Origin of the sequence: Kribbella yunnanensis (assembly GCF_039529655.1) — a bacterium.
In the GTDB taxonomy this organism is placed as follows: domain Bacteria; phylum Actinomycetota; class Actinomycetes; order Propionibacteriales; family Kribbellaceae; genus Kribbella; species Kribbella yunnanensis.
Genome location: NZ_BAAANF010000019.1, coordinates 101,552 through 127,689, shown reverse-complemented (window position 1 = coordinate 127,689; position 26,138 = coordinate 101,552). Strand labels below are relative to the sequence as shown.

General features: G+C 66.3%; 18 protein-coding genes. 12 read left to right on the top strand and 6 right to left on the bottom strand.

The window, feature by feature from the left end:
- The first annotated feature begins 56 nt into the window (after nt 1-56).
- Both ABD231_RS29485 and ABD231_RS29480 read left to right on the top strand, forming a co-directional pair.
- Complete coding sequence (locus tag ABD231_RS29485; RefSeq protein ID WP_344158985.1) at nt 57-386, top strand: hypothetical protein; 330 nt, start codon at nt 57-59, stop codon at nt 384-386.
- Nucleotides 387-390: 4 nt separating this feature from the next.
- Entirely contained in the window at nt 391-1,683 is a 1,293-nt protein-coding gene (locus ABD231_RS29480) for a magnesium and cobalt transport protein CorA (protein ID WP_344158983.1), read from the top strand.
- On the opposite strand, the gene ABD231_RS29475 is transcribed toward ABD231_RS29480, so the two are convergent.
- From ABD231_RS29475 to ABD231_RS29465, 3 genes are all read right to left on the bottom strand, one after another.
- Nucleotides 1,672-2,370, bottom strand: coding sequence for an aspartate/glutamate racemase family protein (locus ABD231_RS29475; RefSeq protein ID WP_344158981.1), 699 nt, complete (start codon nt 2,368-2,370; stop codon nt 1,672-1,674). The two genes, ABD231_RS29480 and ABD231_RS29475, sit on opposite strands and share 12 nt — an antisense overlap.
- Nucleotides 2,367-3,827 carry an NCS1 family nucleobase:cation symporter-1 gene (locus tag ABD231_RS29470; protein WP_344158979.1) on the bottom strand — a complete coding sequence of 487 codons (1,461 nt, stop codon included), beginning with the start codon at nt 3,825-3,827 and terminating at the stop codon, nt 2,367-2,369. The genes ABD231_RS29475 and ABD231_RS29470 overlap by 4 nt, the downstream gene beginning before the upstream one ends.
- Nucleotides 3,828-3,913: 86 nt before the next feature.
- Nucleotides 3,914-4,618 carry a GntR family transcriptional regulator gene (locus ABD231_RS29465; protein ID WP_344158977.1) on the bottom strand — a complete coding sequence of 235 codons (705 nt, stop codon included), beginning with the start codon at nt 4,616-4,618 and terminating at the stop codon, nt 3,914-3,916.
- Nucleotides 4,619-4,687: 69 nt separating this feature from the next.
- Here ABD231_RS29465 and ABD231_RS29460 point away from each other — a divergent pair, with 69 nt between their 5' ends.
- Nucleotides 4,688-6,649, top strand: a complete 1,962-nt coding sequence (locus ABD231_RS29460; protein WP_344158975.1) for a hypothetical protein — start codon at nt 4,688-4,690, stop codon at nt 6,647-6,649.
- 104 nt (nt 6,650-6,753) lie between these two features.
- The gene (locus ABD231_RS29455; protein WP_344158973.1) at nt 6,754-8,094 is read left to right on the top strand and encodes a choice-of-anchor Q domain-containing protein; all 1,341 of its coding nucleotides are present in this window, start codon (nt 6,754-6,756) and stop codon (nt 8,092-8,094) included.
- Here ABD231_RS29455 and ABD231_RS29450 read toward each other — a convergent pair.
- Complete coding sequence (locus ABD231_RS29450) at nt 8,082-9,116, bottom strand: LacI family DNA-binding transcriptional regulator (protein ID WP_344158971.1); 1,035 nt, start codon at nt 9,114-9,116, stop codon at nt 8,082-8,084. The genes ABD231_RS29455 and ABD231_RS29450 overlap by 13 nt on opposite strands.
- 117 nt (nt 9,117-9,233) lie before the next feature.
- On the opposite strand from ABD231_RS29450, the gene ABD231_RS29445 reads away from it, so the two are divergent.
- The 7 genes from ABD231_RS29445 to ABD231_RS29415 all read left to right on the top strand — a co-directional run bounded on the left by ABD231_RS29445 (nt 9,234) and on the right by ABD231_RS29415 (nt 18,217).
- Nucleotides 9,234-11,555 (top strand): polysaccharide lyase 8 family protein, encoded by a 2,322-nt coding sequence (locus tag ABD231_RS29445; RefSeq protein WP_344158969.1) that lies wholly within the window; start codon nt 9,234-9,236, stop codon nt 11,553-11,555.
- A 24-nt stretch (nt 11,556-11,579) separates the two neighbouring features.
- The gene (locus tag ABD231_RS29440; RefSeq protein ID WP_344158967.1) at nt 11,580-12,584 is read left to right on the top strand and encodes a LacI family DNA-binding transcriptional regulator; all 1,005 of its coding nucleotides are present in this window, start codon (nt 11,580-11,582) and stop codon (nt 12,582-12,584) included.
- 82 nt (nt 12,585-12,666) lie between these two features.
- On the top strand, nt 12,667-13,962 hold the full coding sequence (locus tag ABD231_RS29435; protein ID WP_344158965.1) for an extracellular solute-binding protein: 1,296 nt from the start codon (nt 12,667-12,669) through the stop codon (nt 13,960-13,962).
- Nucleotides 13,963-13,971: 9 nt separating this feature from the next.
- The gene (locus ABD231_RS29430; protein WP_344158963.1) at nt 13,972-14,859 is read left to right on the top strand and encodes a carbohydrate ABC transporter permease; all 888 of its coding nucleotides are present in this window, start codon (nt 13,972-13,974) and stop codon (nt 14,857-14,859) included.
- Nucleotides 14,856-15,683 (top strand): carbohydrate ABC transporter permease, encoded by an 828-nt coding sequence (locus tag ABD231_RS29425; RefSeq protein ID WP_344158961.1) that lies wholly within the window; start codon nt 14,856-14,858, stop codon nt 15,681-15,683. The genes ABD231_RS29430 and ABD231_RS29425 overlap by 4 nt, the downstream gene beginning before the upstream one ends.
- Nucleotides 15,684-15,717: 34 nt before the next feature.
- On the top strand, nt 15,718-17,217 hold the full coding sequence (arfA, locus tag ABD231_RS29420; RefSeq protein ID WP_344158959.1) for an arabinosylfuranosidase ArfA: 1,500 nt from the start codon (nt 15,718-15,720) through the stop codon (nt 17,215-17,217).
- 34 nt (nt 17,218-17,251) lie between these two features.
- A complete protein-coding gene (locus tag ABD231_RS29415; protein WP_344158957.1) occupies nt 17,252-18,217 on the top strand; it encodes an arabinan endo-1,5-alpha-L-arabinosidase in 966 nt (321 codons plus the stop codon).
- A gap of 20 nt (nt 18,218-18,237) precedes the next feature.
- Here the strand turns inward: ABD231_RS29415 and ABD231_RS29410 are convergent, their stop codons facing one another.
- A complete protein-coding gene (locus ABD231_RS29410; protein WP_344158955.1) occupies nt 18,238-19,080 on the bottom strand; it encodes an SAM-dependent methyltransferase in 843 nt (280 codons plus the stop codon).
- 194 nt (nt 19,081-19,274) lie between these two features.
- Here ABD231_RS29410 and ABD231_RS29405 point away from each other — a divergent pair, with 194 nt between their 5' ends.
- The gene (locus ABD231_RS29405; RefSeq protein WP_344158953.1) at nt 19,275-20,750 is read left to right on the top strand and encodes a glycoside hydrolase; all 1,476 of its coding nucleotides are present in this window, start codon (nt 19,275-19,277) and stop codon (nt 20,748-20,750) included.
- Nucleotides 20,751-21,474: 724 nt separating this feature from the next.
- Here ABD231_RS29405 and ABD231_RS29400 read toward each other — a convergent pair.
- Nucleotides 21,475-26,010: a rhamnogalacturonan lyase family protein gene (locus ABD231_RS29400; RefSeq protein ID WP_344158951.1), complete on the bottom strand. Its 4,536-nt coding sequence runs from the start codon at nt 26,008-26,010 to the stop codon at nt 21,475-21,477.
- Nucleotides 26,011-26,138 lie beyond the last annotated feature (128 nt).

Below are 26,138 nucleotides of genomic sequence, written 5' to 3'. Positions count from 1 at the left end.
CGGCTCTTGCCTGCGCCCTTCCTCCGCCCCATTCTGTTAGGGCGTAGGAGGTGCGCATGAGCAGGTCCAAGGTGTGGGTTGTGACCATCGGTACCGCGCTGGTGGTCTTCACAGTCATCGTGCTCGGTACTTACCTGCTGACCGGTGAGGTCAAGCCCTGGTCGATCGGACTGGGCGGCGTGTGTTTCGCAGCCACGGTCGCGATCGGGAACTCGGTCCTCACGTCCCGCTCCAAGCCGGAGCCACCAAGTCAGGGAAGGCCCAGCCAGCAAACCGGAACGACGTATGCGACCGGCGGCTCGATTGCGGGCCTGGCCGCCGGTGGCGACATCACCATCGGTACGCCGCCTACACCTCGGCCGGAGGCACCGGACGAAGGCGCCTGATCCCGTGCCGGACCCGGACGAGAGCGCAGACCGGAAGCCGTCGCAGCAGACCGGACCGACGATTGCCAGCGACGGTTCGATCGCGGGTCTGGCCGCCGGGCGCGACATCCACATCGGTAGTCCGTCGTCGATCAACGACCTCGTTCTCGAGCTTCAGCATCTGAGTTTGAACGCGGCCTTCCAAAGGTTCCGGAAGATCGAACTCAAGGCGGGTGTTCTTGGCGATCTCGCCGCCAAGGACCCCCGTCGTGCGTCCGATCTCGTCGCGAAGCTCGTCACGGCTGATGAGGCCGGCGCCCGGCAACTCGTCCGGCAGCTGGCCCCTGCCTTCGCCGGGAAGCTCATGCTGTTGATGAAGCCTTCGGCCCGAGCGGCTTTGATGGAAGCCCATGGCAACCCGGCGCGCATCATCGGCAGCATGGGGTCTGCTGACGGGGCACCGTTGTTGTCGGACCTCGCACGACGCGATATCGGTACGGCGGCGAAGGTGCTCGCGGCCTTTCCAGCCACGCACCGCGCCGTCTACCTCGGCCACATGGAGCCGCACCAGGCTGCCCGGGTACTCAGCACGTTCGCACCAGCGGATGTGAAGGATGTGATCGAGCGCCTGGAGAGCAGCGACCGGTCTGCGGCGGAGATCCTGTCGGCCGAACTGCGGACCGTGGCTGAGTCCGCCCAGCGCGAAGGAAGTCTCAAGTCCAAGGTTCTTGCCTTCCAGATCGCAGCAGGCGCGTTGCTCGTCGTCTGCATCGTTCTGCTCGCCGGCCGCAGTGGCGGATCCGCTCAGCCGAACACCGGCGCCACGGTATCGCCGGGCCCGCTTTCAACTCCCCAGCCGGCCAGCAACCCCACTGTGTCCGTGATCCCCAGTGGTTTCCCGGCTGACCACCCTCTCCGCGCCGACCTCGCACAATGGTCGGATACCTGCCGCAGTTGGCAGGAAGAGCCGGAAGCCAAGGGCAGTCAGATCACCCGACTGATCTACAGCTGCCGAACCGCCGAAGGGATCTGGGTCGTCTACACCCAGTACTCCTCGGCCGTGATCCCCTTCAGCTTCGGCAAACCCAACCAGGCCGACGCCACCGGCGGATCCTGGAAGGGTCCCGGCGAACGACGAGGTACCTATCTCCTGTACGCCCGCGACCGCGGACGCCCCGGCATCTGGCTCCAGGAAGCCGGACCCTCCCGCATCGCCTTCATGCTCTGGGCTCCAGAGAACAGCAGCCTTGGCGAGGAAGAACTCAAAGACTCACTCCGCCGCCTACTCCGAGACCACGGCTACGAACTAGCGCCCTGACCGGGGAAGGGCGAACTCGCGGAGTTTGCCGGTCGACAGCCGCATTCGCACCAGACCTTCGACGGCGACAGTCGCTGCGGCGACGCCGTCGACGACGCTCACGCCCAGGTCGGCTGACAGGTCGTGGCACAGGTCGGCCATGCCCGCGCAGCCGAGGACGATCGCGTCGGAGCCGTCGCTGGCGAGGGCGTCTTTGCAGGCCTGCTGGATGATTGCCCGGGCTTGCGGGTCGGTCTCGAGGGCGAGTACCGGAATCTCGCAGGCGTGAATACCGAGGCAGCTCCGGGAGACGCCGTACTCGTCGACAAGGTCCTGAGCCTGCCCGACTGTTCTGGACAGTGTGGTGACCACGCTGAAACCGCGTCCTAGATAGGCCGCCGTCCGCATGGCTGCTTCGGCGATACCGACCACTGGACCGCGCGCCAGTTCTCGCGCGGCCTTCAGGCCGGGATCGCCGAAGCAGGCGATGACGTAGCCGTCGTACCCCTCGGCCTCGCCAGCGGCGATCTCCTCGAGCACCCCCGGTACGGCGAGGGCCGCGTCAGCGTGGCTCTCGATCGCCGGCGGTCCTTGGCGAGGACTCGTCGCGTCGACGGTGACACCCGGGCCGGCGGCGGCTCGGGCGCACTCGCCGATCTTGGCGGTCATCGATGCAGTGGTATTGGGGTTGATGATCTTGAGTTTCACGCGGCGGCCACGTTGGCGCGTTTTGCCAGGACCGAGTAGGCCGCGAAGCCGACACCGCAACCGATGAACCAGCTGTAGTCACTGATCCACAACGCCGCATCGATCCACCGTGGAACCAGTACCGAGGCGATGGAGACCAGACCCGCTGCGACGACAGCCTTGACTGCGCTGGGGTTGTAGCCCTTCGAGTAGAAGTACTCGCCGTCCTCGTCCATCGTGAACATGTCGTCGACGACGAGTTTCTGCTTGCGGATCAGGTAGAAGTCGGCGATCAGGATGCCGAACAACGGACCGATCAACGCACCCAGGATGCCCAGGGTGTAGTGAATGGCGGTGTCGTTGTTGTACCAGTTCCACGGGGTGAGGACGACCGAGCCGACTGCCGCGATCATGCCGCCCGCCCGCCAGCTGATCCGCTGCGGACTGACGTTGGAGAAGTCGAACGCCGGTGAGATGAAGTTCGCCACGATGTTGATCCCCACAGTGGCGGTGACGAAGGTGGCGGCACCGAGAAGGATGGCGAACGTGCTGTCGATCCGCTGCACGGTCTGGATCGGATCGGTGATCAGCTCGCCGTACACCGGGACGGTGGCGGCCGCGGTGACCACAGTCAGGAGCGAGAAGAAGATGAAGTTGAGCGGCAGACCCCAGAGGTTCCCCTTCTTGACGGCCGCGAAGCTCCTGCCATAGCGGGAGAAATCACCGAAGTTCAGCATCGGTCCGGAGAAGTAGGACACCACCAGCGCGATCGCGCTCAGCATCGTGCCGACCGTGGCCCAACCCGAGAGCTTGTGGTCCGACAGGCTGAGGTCGATGTGGAAGTCGGCCTTGATCAGCAGGTAGCCGCACAACAGCAGCATGGTCACGTAGACGGCCGGGCCGGCCAGGTCGATGAACTTGCGGATCGTCTCCATCCCCCGCCAGAACAGCGCCGCCTGAGCCACCCAGAGGATCGCGAATCCGACATACCCGAGGACGGACAGACCGAGGAATCCGTGCTGCGTGACATCCGCCCACGGGGCCAGACCCGGCCAGAGCTTCAGGAACACGATATTGAGCGCAGCGGCGGCCAGGAACGTCTGCACGCCGTACCAGGCGACCGCGATCAGGCCGCGGATGATCGCCGCGATGTTGGCGCCCCGGACACCGAAGGAGACCCGGCAGATCACGGGATAAGGGACACCGGCGAGCTGGCTCGGCTTGGCCACCAGGTTGCAGAAGAACTGCACGATGCAGATACCGGCGATCAGGCAGACGAACACCTGCCAGCTGGTCAGGCCGAGCGCGAACAGGCTGCCCGCGGTCAGATAGCCGCCAACGCTGTGTACGTCGGACATCCAGAACGCGAAGATGTTGTAGCTGCCCCAGGATTGGCGCTGCAGAGGCGCCAGATCTTCGTTCGTGAGCCGGGGGTCGTAGCTGGTCCCGGGGTCGATCTTCGTCACGGTGTCGGTCATGACGTGACGCTAAGGAGAGCTCGTTTCGGCCACGGACGCCGTCGGTAAACCCAGGGTTTCCGCTCAAATATATGCAGCGCGATCGGTCACACAGGGTCGACGAAGCATTCGGGGTCGTCGGCGAACCGGCTGATCACGGTCCGGAGCCGTGCGTAGTGCTCATCCGACTGGGCGATCAGCGCATCTGCATCGCGGGCCTGGAACGCCTCGATCATCCGCTCATGGTCCGCGTGCAGCGCTGCCCGGTCGGCGGCGGGGACGCGGGACATCGGCCTGGCCGGTTCGGTGATATTCCAGGCGGATTCGTACATCTTGACCAGGCGCTGCATCCCCGATGGCGCGATCAGGGCCAGATGGAACCGGCGGGCCGCCGCGTCGTACCCGCGGTCATCGCCTCGCTCGACGGCATCACCGAGCTGCTCGTGCGCCGCCCGGACTTCCGCCTCATGCTCGGCATCGACCCGGCCGACGGCCGCCCGAAGAGCCGCCGCCTCGAGCGCCTGGCGGACGTCGTACAGCTCCTTGAACTCGCTGAACGTCAACTTGGCGACGCTGTATCCCACGTGCGACCGATGCTCGACGAGTCCTTCGGCCAGCAGGGTCTTGAGCGCCTCCCGGACCGGGATCGGACTGACCCCGAAGAACGCCGCCACCTCGTCGATCGGAATCGGCGTACCGGGCTGCTGGTCGCCGGTCAGAATCGCGCGCCGCAGGTCAGCCTCCAGCGACGGCGTCCGGCCGGCACCGGACGTCCGCACCAACCGAGAGGCAAAAGCCGATCGACGACGCATCCCCTCACGATAGTCTGACGCGGTCACGTCGCGGATCCGCTGGGGGCAGCTGTGTTTCGATCTTTCCGGATGGTGCTGGCTCTGGCGCTGGTGGCTGTCTCCGTGGTCGCTTCACCTGAGGATGCGTTGGCCGGTCCGACGGCGTGCGCAGATCCTGCGGTGCAGCGGTTCGGGCCGGCGTCGGTGAGTGGCGCGATCGTCACGGCGGCGGTCGACAAGGGTCACGCGTACGTCGTCACCCGGGGACAGACGCCGCCGGTCGTCGGTGACGTCGATCTGGCGACCCGGCAGGTGGTGCGGTCGACCACGCTGCCGGACGGGCCTGCGGAAGGGCGGCCGGAAGGAGCCTGGGCGTCAGCAGTTGCCGGGGGCAACGTTTACTTCGGGACCTATCCGGTGCCGGATCTGTATCGGTTCGACCCGGTGACCGGCAAGGCAACCTTCCTGCGGTCGTTCGGAGCCAACGGTGGCTTCATCTGGAGTATGGCGGCCGCCTCGAACGGGACGCTCTATCTCGGTACCTACCCGGACGGCAAGGTCTGGGAGTACGTTCCGTCGACCGGCGCGGTCCGCGACTTCGGTGTCCTCGCCACAGGGGAACGGTATGTGCGATCCCTCGCCGTCGACGACACCACCGTGTACGCCGGTCTGCTGGACAAGGCGCGGTTGATCGCGATCGATCGCTCGTCCGGGGCGAAGCGTCAACTGGCTACGGGACCGACCGGATTCACAGTGCTGACGACCAACGGCGACCGCGTGCTGGCCGGCAGCGGCGGGACGCTGATCGACGTCCGCAAGGACGGCACGGACCTCAAGTCGATTGACCTTGGCGGACGAAGTGCGGATGCGATCACCGTCTCCCCCGACGGCACCGCGTATCTCTCGACTCGGCCACGCGGCGCGATCCTCTCCTACCGCAGCGGGGATACCGCCGCTGTCGAGATCGGGACTCCGAGGGCGGAAGAGGAGACGCGCACGATCGTGCCCATCGACGGCCACCTGACCGGCTTCACCGGAAGCGGCGGGTGGTGGGAAATGGACCCCGGCACCGGGCAATCGACGTACACGGATCTGATGGCAGCGGGCCTGACCGCCGGGGCCGAGCGACCGCAGTCGATGCTGCTCATCTCGGGCAAAGCGGTGTACATCGGCGGCCACTTCTCCATGACAGTAAGGAATCTGGCCACTGGACTGCATCGGCGGTTCTGGGTGCCGGGCGAACCCAAGGCACTCGTCCAGCGCGGCGACAAGGTCTACGCCGCGATCTACCCCAGCGGGCAGATCATCGAGATCGACCAGGCTACCGACGCGATCCGCAGCCTCGGCTACCTCGGCCACGGCCAGCAACGCCCGTGGGATCTCGAGTACGACGCTGTGACCGACAAACTCCTGGTCGCCTCAAGCGCCCTCGGCGCAAGCCTCAAAGGCGCACTGTCGATCGTCGACCCCGACACCGGCGAGATGAACGTCTACGTCGACGTCATCCCCGACCAGTCCCTGATGACCCTGTCCCTGGACAGCGCGAAAGGCATCGTCTACCTCGGCGGCGACGTGCGAGGTGGCGGCGGCACGACCCCCACCCAGACAAGCGCCTCGATCGCCGCCTTCGACCTGCCCACCCGCAAGGTCCTCTGGCGAAACAGCCCCATCGCCAACTACCAAACCTTCCAGGACCTCAAGGTCCACCCCAACGTCAACCTCCTGTACGGCGTCTACAAACGCACCGCAAGCTGGTTCGCCATGGACCTCGCCACCCGCAAGATCGTCCGCAAGGGCTCGCTGGCCGGCTACGGCGAACTGCACCTCCAACGAGGCAAGGTCTTCACCGCCACCTACTACGGCGGCGGCAACGTCCACGAACTCAGCGGAACCACCGCCCAACTCATCGCCACCGGCCTCGGCGACGAGTGGTACACCAACCCCCAACTAGCCTTCCAACCCAGCACCTGGAACGCCTGGACCCTGGCCGGCCGAGACCTGGCCCTCATCCGCCTAGACCCAACCTGCCCCCCGGTCAACGTCAACGGCTAGCTCACCGAGGAAAAGTCATTCGGATGAATTATTGACGGCGGGCATGACCTGGATCACACTCGTTCGAAATCCCTCAGTCGCCGCCCCACTGAAGGAGCTTTCGAATGCTGCCTCTCGCCACTGCCGCCCTGACCATCACCACGTCGCTTGCACCGGTTCCCGCGGCCGCCGCGTACTACGTCGATCCGTCGACCGGCTCGTCGTCCAATCCCGGCACCGCCGCCAGCCCGTGGCGCACGCTGCAGGAGGTCTTCGACTCCGGCCGCACTTTCGCGGCCGGTGACGTGATCTACCTGCGGAGCGGCAACCACGGGAATCCCGTGATCCGCGGCGGGATCGCCTCTGGCGTTCGGACGATCAAGGCGGAAGCGGGGCAAACACCGAGGATGCGGACACTGCGTTTCCAGAGCGGTGCCACGCGCTGGGCGGTCGACGGTGTGGTGGTGTCTCCGCCGGAGGCCGACGGGTCGTTCACCACTGCCAACCTGGTGCAGTTCGACGCGGGTGCCACGAATGACGTCGTACAGAACTCGCAGATCCGCGCGGCCAGTGACAGTACGGCGGCCGGCTGGGCGAACGATGATTGGGTCAACCGCAGCGGCACCGCGGTGATGGTGATCGGCAGCAACAATCAGGTGCTGGGCAACCAGATTCGCAATGTCCGCAACGGAGTCATGCTCGAGCGGACGACGACCGCCGGTGCCGGCGCGACCGGTGCTGTCGTCCGGGGCAACAGTGTCAACCACTTCTGGGAGGATGCCTTCCGCTGCAAGATCAGCGGCTGTCTCCTGGAGCGGAACTCGGCGATCAACAGCTACGCCGTCGTACCGCCAGGCATGGAGAACGATCCGCCGCACCGCGACATGTTTCAGAGCTATCGCGGCGATGGCAGCTTCACGCCGATCACGAATGTGGTGCTTCGCGGCAACGTCTTCATCAGCCGGCAGGGCACCCGGTACTCGAAGATTCCCTTTCAGTACAACGGGAAATACACCACCCAAGGCATCGGCGCCTTCGACGGTCCGTACGACAACTGGACCATCGAGAACAACGTCGTGATGGTCGAGGTGAATCTCGCGATCGGCCTCTACGGCATGAACAACAGCCGGATCGTCAACAACACGGTCGTGCCCAATGCGCTCGGCGTCGACAGCGAGATCCGGCTGACCAACCAGAAGGACGGCACCCCGTCCGACAACAACGTGATCCGCAACAACCTGGCTCACGCGTTCAACACCGGCGCCGGAACCAACACCCGGCACAGCAACAACGTCACCGTCGGCACAGCGTACTCGACATATTTCGTGGACTACGCCGCCGGAAACGTCCACCTGAAACCCGGCAGTCCCGCGATCGGTTTCGGCACGACCACCGACGCGCCAACGATCGACGCTGACGGCAAGACCCGTTCGGTCCCGTACGACGCGGGCGCCTACGAGTACTGAGCGGCCGGACCCGTCGAGTCGCGTACGACGAGCCTGGGGATCAGCGAGATCTGCCGCCGCGGCGAGTCGGGGTCGGCGAGCCGGGCCCGCAGAGTCTCGACGGCAAGGCGGCCGACGTCGAGCTTGGCCGGCGAGACCGCGGTCAGCGGGACATCGGAGAGGTCGGCGACCTCGTCGTCGTAGCTGATCACCGAGAGATCACCGGGGATCGAGATGCCGTTCGCCGCCGCCGCGTTGACCAGCAAGGTCGCCTCGCGGTCGGCGAAGCAGATGACAGCGGTCACCTGCTCTCGCCTGAGTTCGGCGAGAAATCGGCTCGCGTCGGCGCTCGTCCAGCGGTCGCGCGTCTCCGACACCACCGGTACGTCGCCAAGACCGTCGCGAAGCTGCGGTGCCGTATGCGGGCTCGTCCGTTCCAGGTAAGCGATCCGCGTGTGCCCCAACCCGCGCAAGTGCTCAACCGCGGACCGCGCCCCGGCGGCGTGGTTCGACCCGACGAACTCGTGCAATGTGCCCGGATCCTCCAGGCCACGCTCCACCAGCACCACCGGTACGTCGAGATCGTCGAGCCCCGGCACGTCCGCCGCGAGGATCAGCCCGGCCGCGCCGGCGCTCACGAGCCCTTCGACTGCCTGCCGCTCCGCGACCGCGTCCCACTCCGTTGAGCGCAACAGCATCTGTGCACCATGGACAGCGAGTTCGCGCTCGATTCCGACGATGATGCGCGGAAAGTAGTACGTCATCGACGGCACCGCCACGCCGATCAGCGGCCCGGTGTCGCTGCTCGCGATGTACATCCCCGAGCCTTGCCGCCGATAGACCAGGCCGTCCTGGACCAGCAGATCCACCGCCCGGCGGACCGTACTGAGGCTGACCCCCTGCTCACGGGCCAGTTGCTGCTCGGTCGGTAGCTTGCCGCCGGGCCATCGCAGCTCGGCGATCCCGCGCCGCAGGTCAAGCGCGAGATGCCGCGCCTTCTGCCCGCGCTGCACGTCAGCCGCCGGCACCTCGGATCCACTCACGCGCCGACTCTACTGGGCAGCACTCCGGAAATTCATTCGTATCAATCTGTTGACCCAGCAGATGACCTGGCCCACACTCATCCGAACACCCCCTGAATCCGCCTCAGGAGATCCCCCGTGAATCGACGCGCCTTCCTGGTCGGCACCACTGCCGCCACCGCAGCCCTCACCCTCCACCTACCGGCAGCCGCAGCCCCGTCGGACTTCGCCGCCCTGCGGGCCAGGTGGGCCGCCAGCCTGACTGGCGGTACGGCGATCGATCCAGCCGATCCGGACTATGCCGTCGCACTCCGTCGCCTGGACACCGCGGTCGCGTCATCGCTGGCCAAACTCGACCGCACTCCACAACGAACGCGGGTCTTCACCGACTACCCGCTGACCGCCGACCCGTCGGTCGCGAACACCTACGTCCGGCTCGAGCAGCTCGCAACCGCCTGGGCAACGCCAGGTTCGACGTACCACCAAGATGCCGCGCTACTGACCGACGTACTGGCGGCGCTGGAGTCGATGAACCAGCTGATCTACAACACGACGACTGCCGAGTTCGGCAACTGGTGGTCATGGGAGATCGGCGCGACCCGCCCGCTCGCGAGCATCATGGTCCTCCTGTACGACGTCCTGCCGGCCGAGGCGCGTGATCGGTACTGCGCGGCCATCGACCACTTCGTCCCCGACCCGTACCTGATGTTTCCGCCCGCGCGCTCGGTCGTGTCGACCGGCGCGAACCGGGTCGACCTCTGCCAAGCGATCATCGTGCGCTCGCTGGTCACAGATGACGAAGCGAAACTCATCCATGCCCGGGACGGTCTCAGCGACACCTGGCAGTACGTCACGAGTGGCGACGGGTTCTATCGCGACGGTTCGTTCATCCAGCACACCTGGGTTGCGTACACCGGAACCTACGGTCACGTCCTGCTCAACGGCATCGGCAAGCTCCTCGCCCTGCTCGCACAGTCGCCCTGGGCAGTCACCGACCCGAAGCGGCAGATCCTGTTCGACTCGGTCGCGAAGGCGTATCTCCCGGTCGTCCACGACGCGCGGATGATGGACTTCGTCCGCGGCCGCGCAGTCTCGCGGTACAACGCCTCCGACCACAACGACGGCTACACCGTGATGGAGGCGATCCTGCGCCTGGCCAACGGAGTCGATGCTGCCCTCGCGACGAAGTGGCGCGCCGCCGTCGCCGGTTGGGTCTCGCGAGACACCTTCGGCAGCGTGCTCGCCGGGGCCAGCATCCCTCGCGTCGCGCTGATCAAGAGCCTGCAGGGCGTGACTCCGGCACCTGAGCCCGACGGGCACACGTTGTTCGCCAGCATGGATCGCGCGGTCCACCGCCGTTCCGGCTGGGCCTACTCGATCTCGATGGCCAGCGCCCGGATCGCTTACTACGAATGCGGCAACGGCGAGAACGACCAGGGCTTCCACACCGGCTCCGGGATGACCTATCTCTACGACAAGGACAACGGCCAGTACGCCGACGCCTTCTGGCCCACCGTCGACCGCTACCGCCTCCCCGGCATCACCGTCGACAAGTTGCCCCTGGCACCGAAAACCGGCGGCGAATGGGGAGCCTGCCGACCGACTACGAACTGGGTAGGTGGATCCACCCTCGCCGGTTATGCAGCCGTCGGCCAGGACCTCCAAGGCCTGGGCTCACCAATGCGCGCCCGCAAATCCTGGTTCTGCCTCGACGAGTACGTCGTTGCCCTCGGCGCCGGAATCACCGGGACCAGCGGGAACCCCGTCGAGACGATCGTCGAGAACCGCAATCTGCACAGCGATGGCACGAACGCCCTGCTCGTCAACGGATCCGCAGAGGTCCCGGAACTCGGTGACGCAAAGACCGTCGCTGCTCGTTGGGTTCACCTGGACGGAGTCGCCGGCTACGTCTTCCTCGACGGCAGCATCCCACTGCAGCTCCGCCGCGAAACCCGGACTGGCGCTTGGCGAGACATCAACACGGGAGGCCCCACTACGCAGGTCGACCGCCGGTACCTGACGATGTGGCTGGACCACGGCGTCGATCCGACCAACGCGACGTACAGCTATCTCATCGCGCCGGGCACAACCGCCGTACGGACCGCCGAGCTCGCCCGCCACTGCTCGGTCCTCGTGCTGCGCAACACAGCCGACGTACAGGCGATCCTCAGCGGCCGGCTCCTCCTGGCCAACTTCTGGTCCCCAGGCCGCGCCGCCGAACTCACCGCCGACACCCCATGCTCAGTCGTACGACGTACGCGCGGCCGCGAGATCGACCTCGCCATCTCCGACCCGACGCAACTGGCCACCGAGGTGCGACTCCGACTGTCATTGCCCAGGGCCACCATCGTCAGCGCTGACGAAGGAGTCCACCTCCGCCGTACCGGCTACGGCCTCGAGATCACCGCGGACGTCACCAACGCAGCGGGCTCCACCCGGAACCTGACCTTGCGGCTCTAAGCTGGCCCCTGAGGAGGTGGGCTGGTGGCGGTGACGATGCGCGACGTCGCGCGGCATGCGGGCGTCTCGCCGAAGACGGTCTCGAACGTGATGAACGGGTACCCGTACATCCGCGAAGAGACCCGGGTCAGGGTGCTCGCGGCGATCGACGATCTCGGTTACCGGGTGAACATCTCCGCTCGCACGCTGAAGTCCGGGCGGACCGGTGTCATCGCCCTCGTGCTGCCCGAGCTGAGCAACCCGTACTTCGCGGAGCTGGCCGACGCGGCGATCGCAGCCGCGGGTGAGCACGGGTTGACGGTGATGATCGAGACCACCAACGCCGACCGCGAGCGCGAACTGACCGCGCTCGCCCGGCCCGGCGGCCACCTGGTCGACGGTCTGCTGTACAGCCCGCTCGGGCTTGGGCAGGAAGACGTGGACGAGCTGCCGACCCGCAGTCCGATGGTGCTGCTCGGCGAGCGGATCTTTCACGGCCCGGTCGACCACGTGATGATCGACAACGTCGAGGGGACCAAGGCCGTGGTCAAGCACCTGCTCGACCAGGGCCGGCGGCGGATCGCGCTGCTCGGCAGCAAACCCACTGAGCAGATCGGCACCGCCGCCATCCGGCACCGCGCGTACATCGAGGCTCACGAGGAGTACGGCGTACCTGTCCCGGAGGATCTGGCGGTCTCGGGCGGCAAGTGGCACCGCTCGAGTGGAGCCGACGCCATGAACGACCTGCTCTCCCGCACGCGGGACTTCGACGCGGTCCTGGCCTTGAACGACACGCTCGCACTGGGAGCGATCCGCGCGATCACCGCGCACGGGCTCCGGATTCCGGACGACATCGCGGTGGCCGGTTTCGACAACATCGACGAGGCCGAGTACAGCACTCCGACGCTGACCACGGTCGACCCCAACCGGGTGCACATTGCCCGGACCGCCGTCGACCTGCTCGTCCGGCGGATGGGCGGCGACACCTCGGAGCACGAGGAGTTGGTCGCGCCGTACCGGCTGCACGTCCGCGAGTCGACCGTCAGCTGACGTCTTGACCGGCTCAGGGCTGGCGTGCATCCTTTCTACACCGATGTAGTACACCGATGTAGAAGGCCGGAGGAACCCTGCAATGGCCGACGGCTCCGCCCCCTCTCGTCCCCGTCGCCGCGCCGTACTCGGCGGTCTGCTCGGCGCCGGCGCGCTGTCCCTGACCGGCTGTGCCGGCCTGCAGCCGAAGACCCGCGTTCGCGAATGGAACCTCTTCGGCGGTGGTGACGGCGCCCGCCTGCAGCAGATCCACCAGCAGTACGTCGCCGAACATCCCGACGTACGGTTCGAGGCCCACACGCTCGCCTGGGGACCGCCGTTCTACACCAAACTCGCCATGTCGGCGGCCGGCGGGCGCGCGCCCGAGGTGGCCACCCTCCACCTGTCGCGGCTGAAGGGCTTCAGCCCGACGACCATGCTCGACCCGATCCCGCTCGATCTGCTGACGGAGGCCGGCATCAGCGAGTCCGACTTCCTTCCGGAGATCTGGAACCGCTGCCACGTCGACGGCGTCCTGTACGCCGTTCCCCTCGACCAGCACCCGTTCGTTCTGTACTACAACACCGAGATCTGTCAGAAGGCCGGGCTGCTCGCACCCGACGGCCGCCTGAAACCGGTCACCGGCGTACCCGCCTTCCTGGACATGCTCAAGGCGGTCAAGGAAACCACCGGCAAGTTTGCCGCCTCGGTAGAGACCACCAACCCGTGGCGAATGTGGTGGACGCTCTACGGCCAACTCGAAGGCAAGTTCTTCGACGACTCCGGTCAGCGCCTGGCGCTCGATGACGCCAAAGCGCTCGAAGCCCTGTCACTGATGGCGAAACTCGCGGCCGATGGACTCACGCCTCGATCGGCCAACTACGCCGCTTTGGTTGCGCAGTTCAGCAACGGCGAGGCGGGCTTGAGTTTCAACGGCCAGTGGGAGGTGACCACCTACCAGACGGCGAAACTGCCGTTCAGTATGGCGCCCTTCCCGGTCCTGTACGACGTTCCGAAGTACGCCGGTGATGCGCACACCTTCGTGCTGCCGCACCAGGCGAACCGGAACCGGGCCGACACGAAGGCGACGGTCGAGTACATCGCGTGGATGCTCAAGCACAGTACGGACTGGGCGGTCGGCGGCCACATCCCGGCGTACCAGCCAGTGGTCACCAGCCAGGAATACCTGAGTCTCAAGCCACAGGCGGAGTACCGCAGCGTCGCGCCCGACGTGCTGTTCGATCCCGATGCCTGGTTCAGCGGCTCCGGGGCGCAACTGCAGAACGAGGCCGGTGCGGCGTTCAGTGGCGTCTTCTCCGGACAGACCACGCCGCAAGCCGCGCTCGCGCAGTTCAAGGCGGCGACCCAGAAGCTCCTCGACACTCCGTCCCCGGTCTAGGAGGTACGCATGTCTTCCCAAAAGCCTTGGCGGGAACGCTGGGCCGGGTTGTTCTTCGTCGGCCCGTTCTTGCTGCTGTTTGCGGTGTTCCTGGTGTGGCCGACCATCTCCGGGCTGTGGAACAGCTTCTTCAACACGAGCCTGGCGGGTGTTGAGCAGGAGTTCCTCGGTCTGCAGAACTGGCGCGAGATGTTCAGCGACTCCGCGGTCTGGTCGTCGCTGAAGAACACGCTGATCTTCACCGCGATGAGCACCCCGCCGTTGGTGATCATCGCGCTGGTGATGGCCCTGCTGGCCAATCGCACCGGTGTGCTCGGCTGGCTGTTGCGATTCGCGTACTTCGCTCCGTTCGTGCTGCCGGCCACAGTCGTGACACTGATCTGGGTCTGGATCTACGAACCGGGGTTCGGTTTGGTGAACGGGCTGCTGACGGCCGGTGGGTTCGCCGAGATCGACTGGCTGAACACCGAGAACCGGGCAATGCTCGCGGTGGTGATCACGACCGTCTGGTGGACGGTCGGGTTCAACTTCCTGCTCTATCTGGCTGCTCTGCAAGGGATTCCGGAGCAGGTCTACGAGGCGGCGGCGATCGACGGTGCGGGTGAGCGGCAGAAGTTGTTCCGGATCACGTTGCCGCTACTGCGCCGCACGACCGCACTGATCGCCGTACTGCAACTGGTGGCTTCACTGAAGATCTTCGACCAGATCTACCTGATGACCAACGGCGGCCCGAACTACGCGACCCGGCCGATCATCCAGTACATCTACCAGAACGGCTTCACCAACTACCGGATCGGCTACGCCTCGGCGATCTCGTACATGTTCTTCGCGATCATCGTGGTGGTGGCCGTGCTGCAGTTCAAGCTGTTCTCCGGCTCGAAGGAGACCAGCGAATGAGGCCGGCCTGGACGTTCCCGAAGGTCGCCACCACGGTTGGCGCGCTGATCCTGGGCGTCGTCTGGCTGATTCCGTTGCTGTGGGCCGTGAGTACGTCGCTCAAGCCGGAACCGGAGACCACCCGGTCGCCGATCACGTGGTGGCCCGCGGCACCGACCGTGGACGCCTACCGCAGCATCCTCAGCCAGGGTGATCTGATCCGCTGGTTCGTCAACAGCAGCGTCGTCTCGGTTCTGGTCACCGTGCTGACCCTGCTCGTGTCGGTACTGGCCGCGTTCGGCTTCTCCCGCACGGACTTCCCGGGACGGCGGGTGCTCTTCGGGCTGGTCGTCGCCGGCATCTTAGTACCGCCGCAGGTTCTGATCGTGCCGCTGTTCCAGGAGATGACCGGCCTCGGACTGGTCGACACCTACTGGGGCATCGTGCTGCCGCAGGTCGTGGCTCCGGTGATGGTGTTCGTGCTGAAGAAGTTCTTCGACGGCATCTCCCGCGACTACGAGGACGCGGCCCGGGTCGACGGCGCGTCCCGGTGGCGGATCGTCTGGAGTGTGATGGTACCGATGTCGCGCCCCATTCTCGTTGCCGTCGGCATCTTCACCTTCATCGGTGCCTGGAACAACTTTCTGTGGCCCTTCATCGTGACCACCGACCCGTCGATGATGACGATCCCGGTCGGGCTCGCGAACGTCCAGGGTTCGTACGGCCTGCGTTACGCCCAGATCATGGCCTCGGCCGTGCTGGGCGGCCTGCCCTTGCTGATCGTCTACGCGCTGTTCCAGCGTCAGGTGGTCCGCGGGGTCGGCGACGCCGGCATCAAAGGCTGACCGCTACAACATTTTCACTGACAGGAGCAAGCTGGTGCGCACTGCCCACCTGACCATCGATCCCGCCTTCGCGATCGCGCCGGTGAACCGCCGGACCTTCGGGACCTTCGTCGAGCACATGGGCCGATGTGTCTACACCGGGATCTACGAGCCCGGCCACGCGACCGCCGACGAGGACGGCTTCCGCAAGGACGTCCTCGAGCTGACGCGCGAGCTCGGCGCTTCGGTGGTTCGCTATCCCGGCGGCAACTTCGTCTCCGGATACCGCTGGGAGGACGGTGTCGGTCCGCGGGAGGAACGGCCCCGACGGCTCGACCTTGCCTGGCACAGCGTCGAGACCAACGAGTTCGGGCTGGACGAATTCATGCGTTGGTGCGCCAAGGCCGGGGTGGAGCCGATGATGGCGCTCAACCTCGGTACCCGCGGTGTGCAGGAGGCACTCGACCTGCTCGAGTACACGAACCACCCGGACGGTACGGCGTTGTCCGAACTGCGCGCGCAGCACGGAGCCTCGCCGTACGGGGTGAAGTTGTGGTGCCTCGGCAACGAACTCGACGGGCCGTGGCAGGTCGGGCACAAGACGCCGACCGAGTACGGGCGGCTGGCGGCCGAGACGGCTCGGGCGATGCGGATGGTCGAACCGGATCTGCAGCTGGTCGCGTGCGGCTCGTCGTCGTCGAAGATGCCGCTGTTCGGTACCTGGGAGCGCGACGTACTGCGTGAGACGTATGAATTCGTCGACTACATCTCCTGCCACGCCTACTACGGCAATGACGACGGTGACACCGCGTCCTTCCTCGCCTCGGCCGTGGACATGGACCACTTCATCGACTCCGTCACGGCGACCGCTGACCACGTCGGTGCCGAGCTCAAGAGCCGCAAGCGCATCGGCATCTCCTTCGACGAATGGAACGTCTGGTACGGCGATCGCTCCCGCCGTACCGATGGTCCGGCCGACCAGTGGGAGGTCGCGCCGCGGCGGATCGAGGACGAGTACAACGTCACGGATGCCGTTGTCGTCGGCAACCTGTTGATCTCGCTCCTGCGACACAGCGACCGGGTCGCGGTCGCGTGTCTGGCCCAGTTGGCCAACGTGATCGCCCCGATCATGACCGAGCCCGGCGGTGCTGCCTGGCGGCAACCGACCTTCCACCCGTTCGCCATCACCTCGCGACTCGCCGCCGGCCAGGTCCTGCGGGTCGAGACCAACTCCCCCACAGTGACCACGGCCAAGCACGGCGAAGTGACGGCCGTCGACGCAGTGGCGACGTACGACGAGGGCCGGCTGGCGCTGTTCGTCGTCAACCGCTCCACCGAGGGACCCGTCGAGATCACCGTCGACCTCAGCCGGACCGGCGTGACCACGATCGACGAAGCAGTCATCATCCACGACGAGGACCCACTCGCCACCAACTCCGCGGTCGCCCCGGACCGCGTCACCGCGCAGCACCATGACTCAGCCCAACTGCTGAACGGCAAGCTGACACTCACCTTGCCCGCCATCAGCTGGAGCGCCCTGAGCCTGTCCGTCTGACCCCCGCCCCGTCGCCCCACGGATCGAGGACGCCATGCGTCGTTTCACGAAACAACTCGCCAGCTTGCTCGCCGGAGCCATCGCAGTAACCGCCGCGATGGCTCCCAACGCCTGGGCCGCCTATCCAGGACCCGGCCACGTCACCGGCGACATCGGAGTGCACGACCCGAGCGTCGTGAAACGACCAGGCGGCGGCTACCTGGTCGCCCACACCGGTGACAACATCTCGCTGAAGACATCCACCGACAGAACGGCCTTCCGCAACGCCGGCTCGGTCTTCCCGGGCGGCGCCCCCTGGACAACCGCCTACACCAACGGCAGCCCGCACCTGTGGGCGCCCGACATCTCCTACCGCAACGGCCAGTACTACCTGTACTACTCAGCCTCCACCTTCGGCTCCAACCGCTCGGCGATCTTCCTCGCCACCAGCCCCAGCGGCAATTCCGGGACCTGGACGAACCGCGGCCTGGTCATCGAATCCCGCACAACCGACAACTACAACGCCATCGACCCTGACCTGGTCGTCGACGACCAGGGTCGCTGGTGGCTCTCGTTCGGCTCGTTCTGGTCCGGCATCAAGCAGATCGCCCTCAACCCCACCACCGGCCTACGCGCCGACTCCACCCTGCGCGCCCTCGCCGGCCGCAACGGCGGCCCAATCGAAGCCCCGAACATCATCAAACGAGGCAGCTACTACTACCTCTTCGTGTCCTTCGACTACTGCTGCCGAGGCGCCGACAGCACCTACCGCGTCATGGTCGGTCGCTCCACCTCAGTCACCGGCCCCTACCGCGACCGCAACGGCACCGACCTGAACGCGGGCGGCGGCACCCAAATCCTCGCCTCCCACGACACCATCCACGGCCCCGGCCACCAAGACGTCTTCCCCGACACCGACCACGACATCCTCGTCTACCACTACTACGCCAACGACGGCACACCCCTCCTAGGCATCAACTGGCTCACCTGGGACACCGCCGCCTGGCCCGTGGTCAGCTGACCACGGGCGCGCGCTGGGGGTTACGGCTTTTTGGCTACTCCTACCCAGAGGCTGCAGCTGATGTCGTTGAAGGTGTCGTTCTCGACCAGGCGGTCGGTTTCGGCGTCGGGGTGCCAGCGGTAGGGGACCTCTACGCCGGGGTCGACGAGTTCCAGGCCGGTGAAGAAGCGGGCGATCTCTTCGCGGCTGCGGACCTGGGCGTCGCCGCCGTCGGCCTTGTAGACCTGGATTGCTTGTTCCCACATCTCGGGGGCGAAGTCCGGGGTGCAGTGGGAGAAGAGCAGGTAGGAGCCGGGGGCCAGGGCGTCGACCAACTGCTGGAGGAGCTCGTAGGGCTTGGCGTCGTCGGGGAGGTAGTGGAAGACGCCGACGATGCTCAGGGCGACCGGCTTGCTCAGGTCGAGGACGTCGCGGACCTCGTCGGAGTCGAGGATCGCCTGCGGGTCGGAGATGTCGGCTTCGAGGTACGCCGTGCGGCCTTCCCGCGTGCTGACCAGCAGCGCGCGGGAGTGGGCGAGCACGATCGGGTCGTTGTCCACGTACACGACGTGGGCCTCCGGCACGACCTCTTGCACAACCTCGTGCAGGTTCGGGCTGGTCGGGATCCCGGTACCGATGTCGAGGAACTGCGTGATGCCCTGCTCGGCGACGTACCGGGCCGCTCGGTGCATCCACATCCGGTTCGACTGCGCCGCGGTCCGGAATCCGGGGAAGGCCTCGAGCAGGTGCTCGGCGACCGCGCGGTCCGGCGCGAAGTTCGTCTTGCCACCCAGGAAGTAGTCATAGACCCGCGCACTGTGCGGAACACTCAGATTGAGCCGTTCCACCATGTCGACTTCGGTGTCATCGCTGTGGTCACTCATACAAACTCCTCGACGCCGCCCGTGCAGTAACCCGCATCGTAGCGAACACGCACCACCCTGTAACCACAGCCCGCAATTCCTTGACGAGGCAGATACATGTCGGTCGATTGTGGTCGTCTGTGTTCGGAGTATTGCTTCGGGGCCGGACGCCCGCTGCGATGACCCCAAGCCACTCTCAGCGAGGAGACCGCCCCATGGACTCACCTGTGAACATCCACCGCCGGACACTACTCGCCGCGGCCGGCGTCACCGCTGCGTCCGCGGTGCTCAGCACCGGTACGGCGCGCGCCGATGCGACCGTGCGCGTCGATCCGGCCGCCGATCAGGGGGCCTGGGAGGGGTGGGGAACCTCGCTGGCCTGGTGGGCGAATGTCTTCGGCGACCGGGATGACTTCGCCGACCTCTTCTTCACCACCAGGACGGTGAGCTACAACGGCGCCTCGCTGCCGGGTCTCGGGATGAACATCGCTCGCTACAACCTCGGTGCGTGCAGCTGGAACGCCGTCGGCAGTGAGCGGATGGCGGTCTCGCCGAACATCCCGCGGTTCAAGCAGATCGAGGGTTTCTGGCAGGACTGGGGCAACGAGGACCCGGCGTCCTCAGCCTGGAACTGGAACGCCGACTCCAAGCAGCGCGCGATGCTGGCCAAGGCGACCCAGCGTGGTGCGATCAGCGAGCTGTTCGCGAACTCGCCGATGTGGTGGATGTGCTCGAACCACAACCCGTCCGGGGCCGCGGACGGCGGTAACAATCTCCAGTCGTGGAACCACCGCCAGCACGCACTGCACCTGGCGACGACCGCTCGCCGTGCCCGCGATCAGTGGGGTGTGAACTTCCGGACCGTGGACCCGTTCAACGAGCCGTCATCCGGCTGGTGGAAGGCCGACGGCGGCCAGGAGGGCTGCCACATCGACGCCACGACCCAGCGCAGCGTCATCACCAATCTGCGCACCGAACTCGATCGGCTCGGCCTCAGCAGTGTCGGAATCTCCGCCTCCGACGAGACGAACTACGACCTGGCCCGGACGACGTGGAGCAGCTTCGACGCTGCCACCAAGGGTCGGGTCCAGCAGGTCAACGTGCACGGTTACCAGGGCCTGAGTGGTCGTCGCGACCTGCTGGGCAACGAGGTCCGGGCATCGGGCAAGGTGCTGTGGAACTCCGAGCACGGTGACTCCGACGGCACCGGCATGATGACCGCCCGCTGTCTGCTGATGGACTTCCGGTGGCTCAAGCCGACAGCGTGGTGCTACTGGCAGGTGATGGACCCGACCGCCGGCTGGGGCCTGCTCCGGTACGACGGCGGCTCAGGCCAGGCGGGTGCAGTCGAGACCAAGCTGTACGTCGTCGCCCAGTTCACCCGGCACATCCGCCCCGGCATGCGGATCATCGACACCGGGGTCGACTACGCCGTGGCCGCCCATGACGCGGCCGCGCGGCGCCTGGTGATCGTTGCCGCGAACAACGGATCCGCGCAGAACCTCACCTTCGACCTCTCGCCGTTCGGCACGGTACCGAACGGCACAGCCACTCGCTGGTCCACGCTGACCTCAGGCTCTGGCGACCGGTACACGCGTCGCCAGGACCTGACTGTCAGCGGGGAACTCGTTCAGGTGCCCTTCGCAGCAGGCGCCGTACAGACAATCCAGATCGACGGCGTCACCCGCTGACTCCTCCGAACATCAAATCCGTCGCTACCGCAGCCGGGGCGGGAGTCACTTTGGGCATCCACCAACCATCTGCGATCCGCCGCGATGGTCGAACCGTGCTCAAGGTCGCCCGGCCGGGTCACCTTGAGCACCATCAACCACCTGCTGGCCGCGCACATGGCTGACCCGTGCTCAACGTCGTACCGGATCGTGTGGAGAGCCCTTGCCCAAGGGCAACCCAAGGCAACGTGGAGCCTCGGTCACCAGCCTCGCCATCCACCCCCAGCCACCGCTGCGCCCGGCCACCCTGTCTTTAGAGTCGGCCGGGAGCGGTGACAAGCCACAGCGCACGTCCCCGGCCGAGTCCTTTCGGACCTCAACCCACTCGACCGCCAAGGGCGGCCGACTGAAAGCGCGAGGCGGGCCAAGCAGTTGGCTGAGCGGGATGGCGAGGCCCGGCGACCGCGGTTCCACGTCGTCTGGGACGGACGGGCGGTGGCTGAGGTGCGTGATGGAGTTCTGCGTTACAAGTGATCCGGCGGCGTTGGGGAGCGCTATCCCACCGAGTCGGGTGGTAGGACTCCCCATCGTTCTGGACACGTGGTGCCGATCCTCCCCAACCGGTTTGGGGAGCTGGATCACGACGGGCCCGGTTGACACCACCCGAGCCGCGTTAAGTCACCGGCCTTGGGGGTTGCCCCCTCAGTTGGGCTCGACAGGCCAGCTCGGGCTTACTGCTGAGCGGCTACTTCAGGTACGCCGATAGGGGGATCTGCTGGTCTCGGACTGCCTTGGTAACCACGCCGGCGATTTGACGGGCGCCGGCGGGTTCGAAGTGGGTGTGGTCCTTGCAGAAGAAGGCACCGACTGGGCCTGAGTTGTAGTCGCCGCTGTTGGGACAGAACTTCAGGGTGTTGTAGAGCGTGTAGCTCAGGCGGTGGAGGTCGATGACCGGTACCTGGTTGGCGGACGCGGCGGCGTTCGTCTCGTTGATGAAACCGCGGGTGCCGACTGCCGTACTGCCCGAGCACCTGATCGCAGAGACCGGGGTCAAGAAGACGGGGTGTGCGCCACGGGCCTTGGCCGCGGCGGCCATCACGCCGAGCAGTTCGCGGTAGCGGGCCGAACCGACGTGCCGTGGGCAGTTGGGGTCGCCGTCGTTGATCCCGAACTGGATGAGTAGGTAGTCGCCGGCCTTCATCCCGGTTGTCGAATTGAGCATCGCCTGCCAGCGCGATGAATAGGTGTTCGAACTGAGGACACACTCACCGGCCGAGTTCTTCGTCCCCGTGACATTGCCCTCGTACAGCCAGGTCTGGATACTGCGTCCGCCGACAGCGCTGTTCCGCACCGTCACGTTGGAGTTGAAGTAGGGGGCAACCTGAGACCCCCACCCGGCCGGACACGTCGTGCCGCTAGAGGGCGCGGCCATCGTGGAGTCACCCGCGAGCCAGACCGTGATGGGGGTCTGAGCAGCCGGTCCCGCCGATGAAGTGGTGGGCGATGACGCGCAGGGGTTCGCGGTCGCCGGCGCCGCGGCGCTCGCCGTACTGGCTGCTAGGACGGAGGTGAGGCGTTGGGCGATCTTTGCGTGGCCTGCTTCGGTGGGGTGGACGTTGTCGCTGGTGTCCGTGGCTGGGTTGATCCACCCCGTGGTGTCGACGAAGCGGACGCGGTTGTCCCCGGCCGCGATGCGAGCCGCCACGGCGTTGCGGGTCTCGGGGATGTAGCGGTTGCGGAAGGTGCCCATCGCGAAGATCTGCGCGGACGGGTAGGCGCGCCGTACACGTTCGAGCATGGTCACGTAGTTCTGCTGGAACGTGGCTGCCGGAATACTCCGCCCGGCATCGTTGGTGCCCAAATTGATCACCACCGCCGAGGCCTGGTACGTCGAGAAGTTCCAGTCATCGGTGGTTGCCGCGGCCGAGGAGCGGCGGAACCAGTCGACCATTCCGTAACAGTCCTGGTTGACTAGACAGGCACCACCTTGCGCGACCTGCGTATGACCGGCCTTCAGCGCCTCCCCGGTGAGCCATGGGTAGGCAGTGAACGGGCGATTGCCATTCGGCTGCCCGACAGTGATCGAGTCACCGATGAACTCGACCAACTTCTGCGGCCGGCTGATCGCGGTCGTCTGCCCACCGCCGCCCAGCACGAGACCGCCGAACACCGGGTCACCCGTGTACGAACCGGCCCGCTCCCGATACCCGATCCGAACCCGATGCGAACCGCTCGACAACCCGGTCGCCAGAGTGACAGTCCCGGAGACGTTGCGCCGCCACTGCAGCGGCTTCCCGTCGATCGAGTAGTACAGGTCGATGGTGTTGCGCTGCCGCACTCCAATCGAGGTTCCGGTGAACCCCGCCTCGAGATACCCACCTGCCCAACCCATCGAGTAGTACGACGAGTTAGCGCGATTCCAGCGACCGTAGTACTGAATGTTCGCGTCATTCGGTGCCCCGGTACCGGCCGGAACAGCAGCAGCGGCGACAGCCGTGTTGTCGATCGCGAAGCTGGGGTGCGGTGGCTGGTTGTACCCGGTGTTCTGCCAAGCAACGGCCACCCGGTACTGCCGGTCCTGCATCAGCGACGGCCGGCTGATCGACGTACTGTCGGTCGTCGAGTAGATCCGCAGCGCGCGGTTGTCCGACGTCCGCCAGATCACTTCCTCGCGCCAGTCGCCCAGGATGTCAGCCGACAGCGCCGGCGTCGACTTCGTCCCGTTGTTCGACGACACCCCCGAGCCGGTCAGCAGCCGGGTGTCCCCACTCGTTCCGTACTTGTCGATATGGGTGCCGTCTAGCAGCTCGCGTTGCGCGTCGCCGTCCCACCAGATCACGAAGTTGATCGACCCCGGCTTGCGCGCCGCGACCTCACTCCCGTTGGTGGCACTGCGCAGACCACCGACCGCCGCCGACCAGGCCTCCGCGCCGCGATTGCCGGCCCAGATGTCCGCCGCGACCGCTCGTCCGTTGTCACACCCACAGGACGGTGCGCTCCAAATGATCTGCCCGGTGCGCGCATCACCCATCCAATGCGCTACTTCACTGGTCGACTCCGACGGCTTGAAAACCTCCAGCCCAGGACGGGACGGGATGAAGTCGCTGACGTGATACGCGTCCCCGTGATGCGTGCTGTTCTGCCACAACCCGCGGCCGTTGTCGTCGATTGCCATCGACCCGTAGAGCACCTCGTCACGACCGTCGGCATCCACATCCGCGATGGACAGCTGGTGATTACCCTTGCCGGTCCATTGGCTTCCGGCCGAGTTCGAGTCGAAGATCCAGCGCTGCGTCAATGCGCCGTTGCGGAAGTCCCACGCGGTGATGACGGAGCGCGTGTAGTAGCCACGCGCCATGATGATGCTCGGCCGCGAGCCGTCCAAGTACGCCGTACCGGCCAGGAAGCGGTCGACCCGGTTGCCGTAGTTGTCGCCCCAGGACGACACGGCGCCGCGCGGCGGTTGGTAGTTGGCAGTCGCCAGTACGGCGCCATCGGTCCCGCGGAACACCGACAGGAACTCCGGCCCGGCCAGGATGTACCCGGACGAGTTGCGGTGGTCAGCACTCGCATTCCCGATCACCTGCCCGGTACCGGACCGGGTGCCGTCCGCAGTCTTCACCGCCACCTCGGCACGCCCGTCACCGTCGTAGTCGAAGACCTGGAACTGCGTGTAGTGCGCGCCGGCCCGGATGTTGCGGCCGAGATCGATCCGCCACAACCGCGTCCCGTTCAGCTTGTACGCATCCAGGTAGACGTTGCCGGTGTAGCCCGACTGCGAGTTGTCCTTCGCGTTCGTCGGATCCCACTTCACCACGAGCTCGTACTGCCCGTCCCCGTCCAGATCACCGACGCTCGTGTCGTTGGCCGTGTAGGTGTAGGCCTCGCCCGACGGCGTCGTTCCACCGGCCGGGATCTGCAGAGGCACATCCCGGCTGCTCGCGTTCGCACCGTTGACGCTGTCCAACGACAGCGACTCCTCGGCGGCAACCTTCACCTGCCGCTCGACCCCATCGGCAACAGCCCGTACGACGTACTTCGCGTCAGCCGCTCCTTCCGCGTCCACGAAACTCGTCGGACCGGTGACCGGCGTGGTGTTCACCTTGGTGCCATTGCGATAGACGTTGTATGCGACATCCGCAGGGTCTTCCGCGAGCAACCGCCAGCTGACGCGATTGCCCTTCGCCGAATGCACGCTGATCACACCACGATCGAGCGTCTCGGACTCAGCAGAAGCACTCGGGCGCAGGAACCCCGTCAGCGAGAGGTTGCGCTCGCGGATGCCCTGGACGACCAGGTCCGCCATCTGCGTAGCGCCGTACGTGGAGAAGTGCGTGTTGTCGTTGGCTTCCTTGGTGAGGAACAGTTGCTGCGAGGCCGTCGGCCCGAGCGACTCCACCAAGGCCTTGCTCTTGGCGGTCAGATCGACCACCGGAACGTTCGCGCTCTGACCGAGTGCCCGGATCACCGCGGGCAGGTCCACACCGCGACCATTCACGTGCAACGCGGTCGGGGTCAGCGTGTTGCCGCTGAACAACCGTCGTACCGGCGGGGTCATCAGGACCGGCGTGCCGCCACGTTCGCGTACGCCGTTGACCAGCTTCGTGAGGTTGTCCCGAAAGGCCGTCGCGGTGGTGTCCTTGTCGTTGTGCCCGAACTGGATGAAGACCAGATCCTTGCTCTTGATCAGCGGTTTCATCGTGGGAAACAGCGCGGAGTTGGCGAGGAAGCTGCCGGAGCTCTCGCCGGAATCCCCGTAGTTCGCAACGACCGCACCATTGCGGATGCGGGTCGGCAGGAGCTGTCCCCAACCGGCGTACGGCGCGCCCGGCTGATCGCAGACGGTCGAGTCGCCGGCGAGATAGGCAACCAGCGGGGCGGCAGCCGGCTTGACCGTCAGCGCACCGATCGCCGGCGCACTGCCGTCGAAGGTGATGCTCAGGCCCGGCGTACCGGTTCCGCCTTGGCCGGTCGGCTGTCCTTCGGGGATCCGGACGTTGACGGTAGCGGTACTGCGGATCACTTGGCCCGCGCGGGTCGAGACGACCGGCAGCACCTGTCTGCGGGTTTCCACCGACATGCCGGTGGTGGCGGCCCGGGTCGGGCTGCCGAGGTCGACTGCGACGTCATAGTTGCCAGGAGCAACGTCGAAGTGGCACTGGATCGGGGCTGTCCCCGAGCAGCCCGCGGGCAACGCCGACGGCTGCGCGGCCGCCGGTAGCGGGGTCACGGAGGCGATGGTCAGTGCCGAGGCGATCAGCACTGTTCGGAGGCTGGACATGGGGCGGTACCTCTTCCTCGATGGGCGAAGGAAAAGCGGTCGTGGCGCGGTCCGGCAGGGGGCGAAAGGCGGACGCAGCGGCAACGACTGTGAGCGTGAACACTCTGTGGCATCGCGCGATCACCATG

Excerpts from the sequence above, each read along its gene's own strand:
- ABD231_RS29485 (WP_344158985.1), top strand. The coding sequence starts at position 57 with ATGAGCAGGTCCAAGGTGTGGGTTGTGACCATCGGTACCGCGCTGGTG.
- ABD231_RS29470 (WP_344158979.1), bottom strand. The coding sequence starts at position 3,827 with ATGACCGACACCGTGACGAAGATCGACCCCGGGACCAGCTACGACCCC.
- ABD231_RS29465 (WP_344158977.1), bottom strand. The coding sequence starts at position 4,618 with ATGCGTCGTCGATCGGCTTTTGCCTCTCGGTTGGTGCGGACGTCCGGT.
- ABD231_RS29460 (WP_344158975.1), top strand. The coding sequence starts at position 4,688 with ATGGTGCTGGCTCTGGCGCTGGTGGCTGTCTCCGTGGTCGCTTCACCT.
- ABD231_RS29455 (WP_344158973.1), top strand. The coding sequence starts at position 6,754 with ATGCTGCCTCTCGCCACTGCCGCCCTGACCATCACCACGTCGCTTGCA.
- ABD231_RS29435 (WP_344158965.1), top strand. The coding sequence starts at position 12,667 with ATGGCCGACGGCTCCGCCCCCTCTCGTCCCCGTCGCCGCGCCGTACTC.
- ABD231_RS29430 (WP_344158963.1), top strand. The coding sequence starts at position 13,972 with ATGTCTTCCCAAAAGCCTTGGCGGGAACGCTGGGCCGGGTTGTTCTTC.
- ABD231_RS29425 (WP_344158961.1), top strand. The coding sequence starts at position 14,856 with ATGAGGCCGGCCTGGACGTTCCCGAAGGTCGCCACCACGGTTGGCGCG.
- ABD231_RS29415 (WP_344158957.1), top strand. The coding sequence starts at position 17,252 with ATGCGTCGTTTCACGAAACAACTCGCCAGCTTGCTCGCCGGAGCCATC.
- ABD231_RS29410 (WP_344158955.1), bottom strand. The coding sequence starts at position 19,080 with ATGAGTGACCACAGCGATGACACCGAAGTCGACATGGTGGAACGGCTC.
- ABD231_RS29405 (WP_344158953.1), top strand. The coding sequence starts at position 19,275 with ATGGACTCACCTGTGAACATCCACCGCCGGACACTACTCGCCGCGGCC.
- ABD231_RS29400 (WP_344158951.1), bottom strand. The coding sequence starts at position 26,010 with ATGTCCAGCCTCCGAACAGTGCTGATCGCCTCGGCACTGACCATCGCC.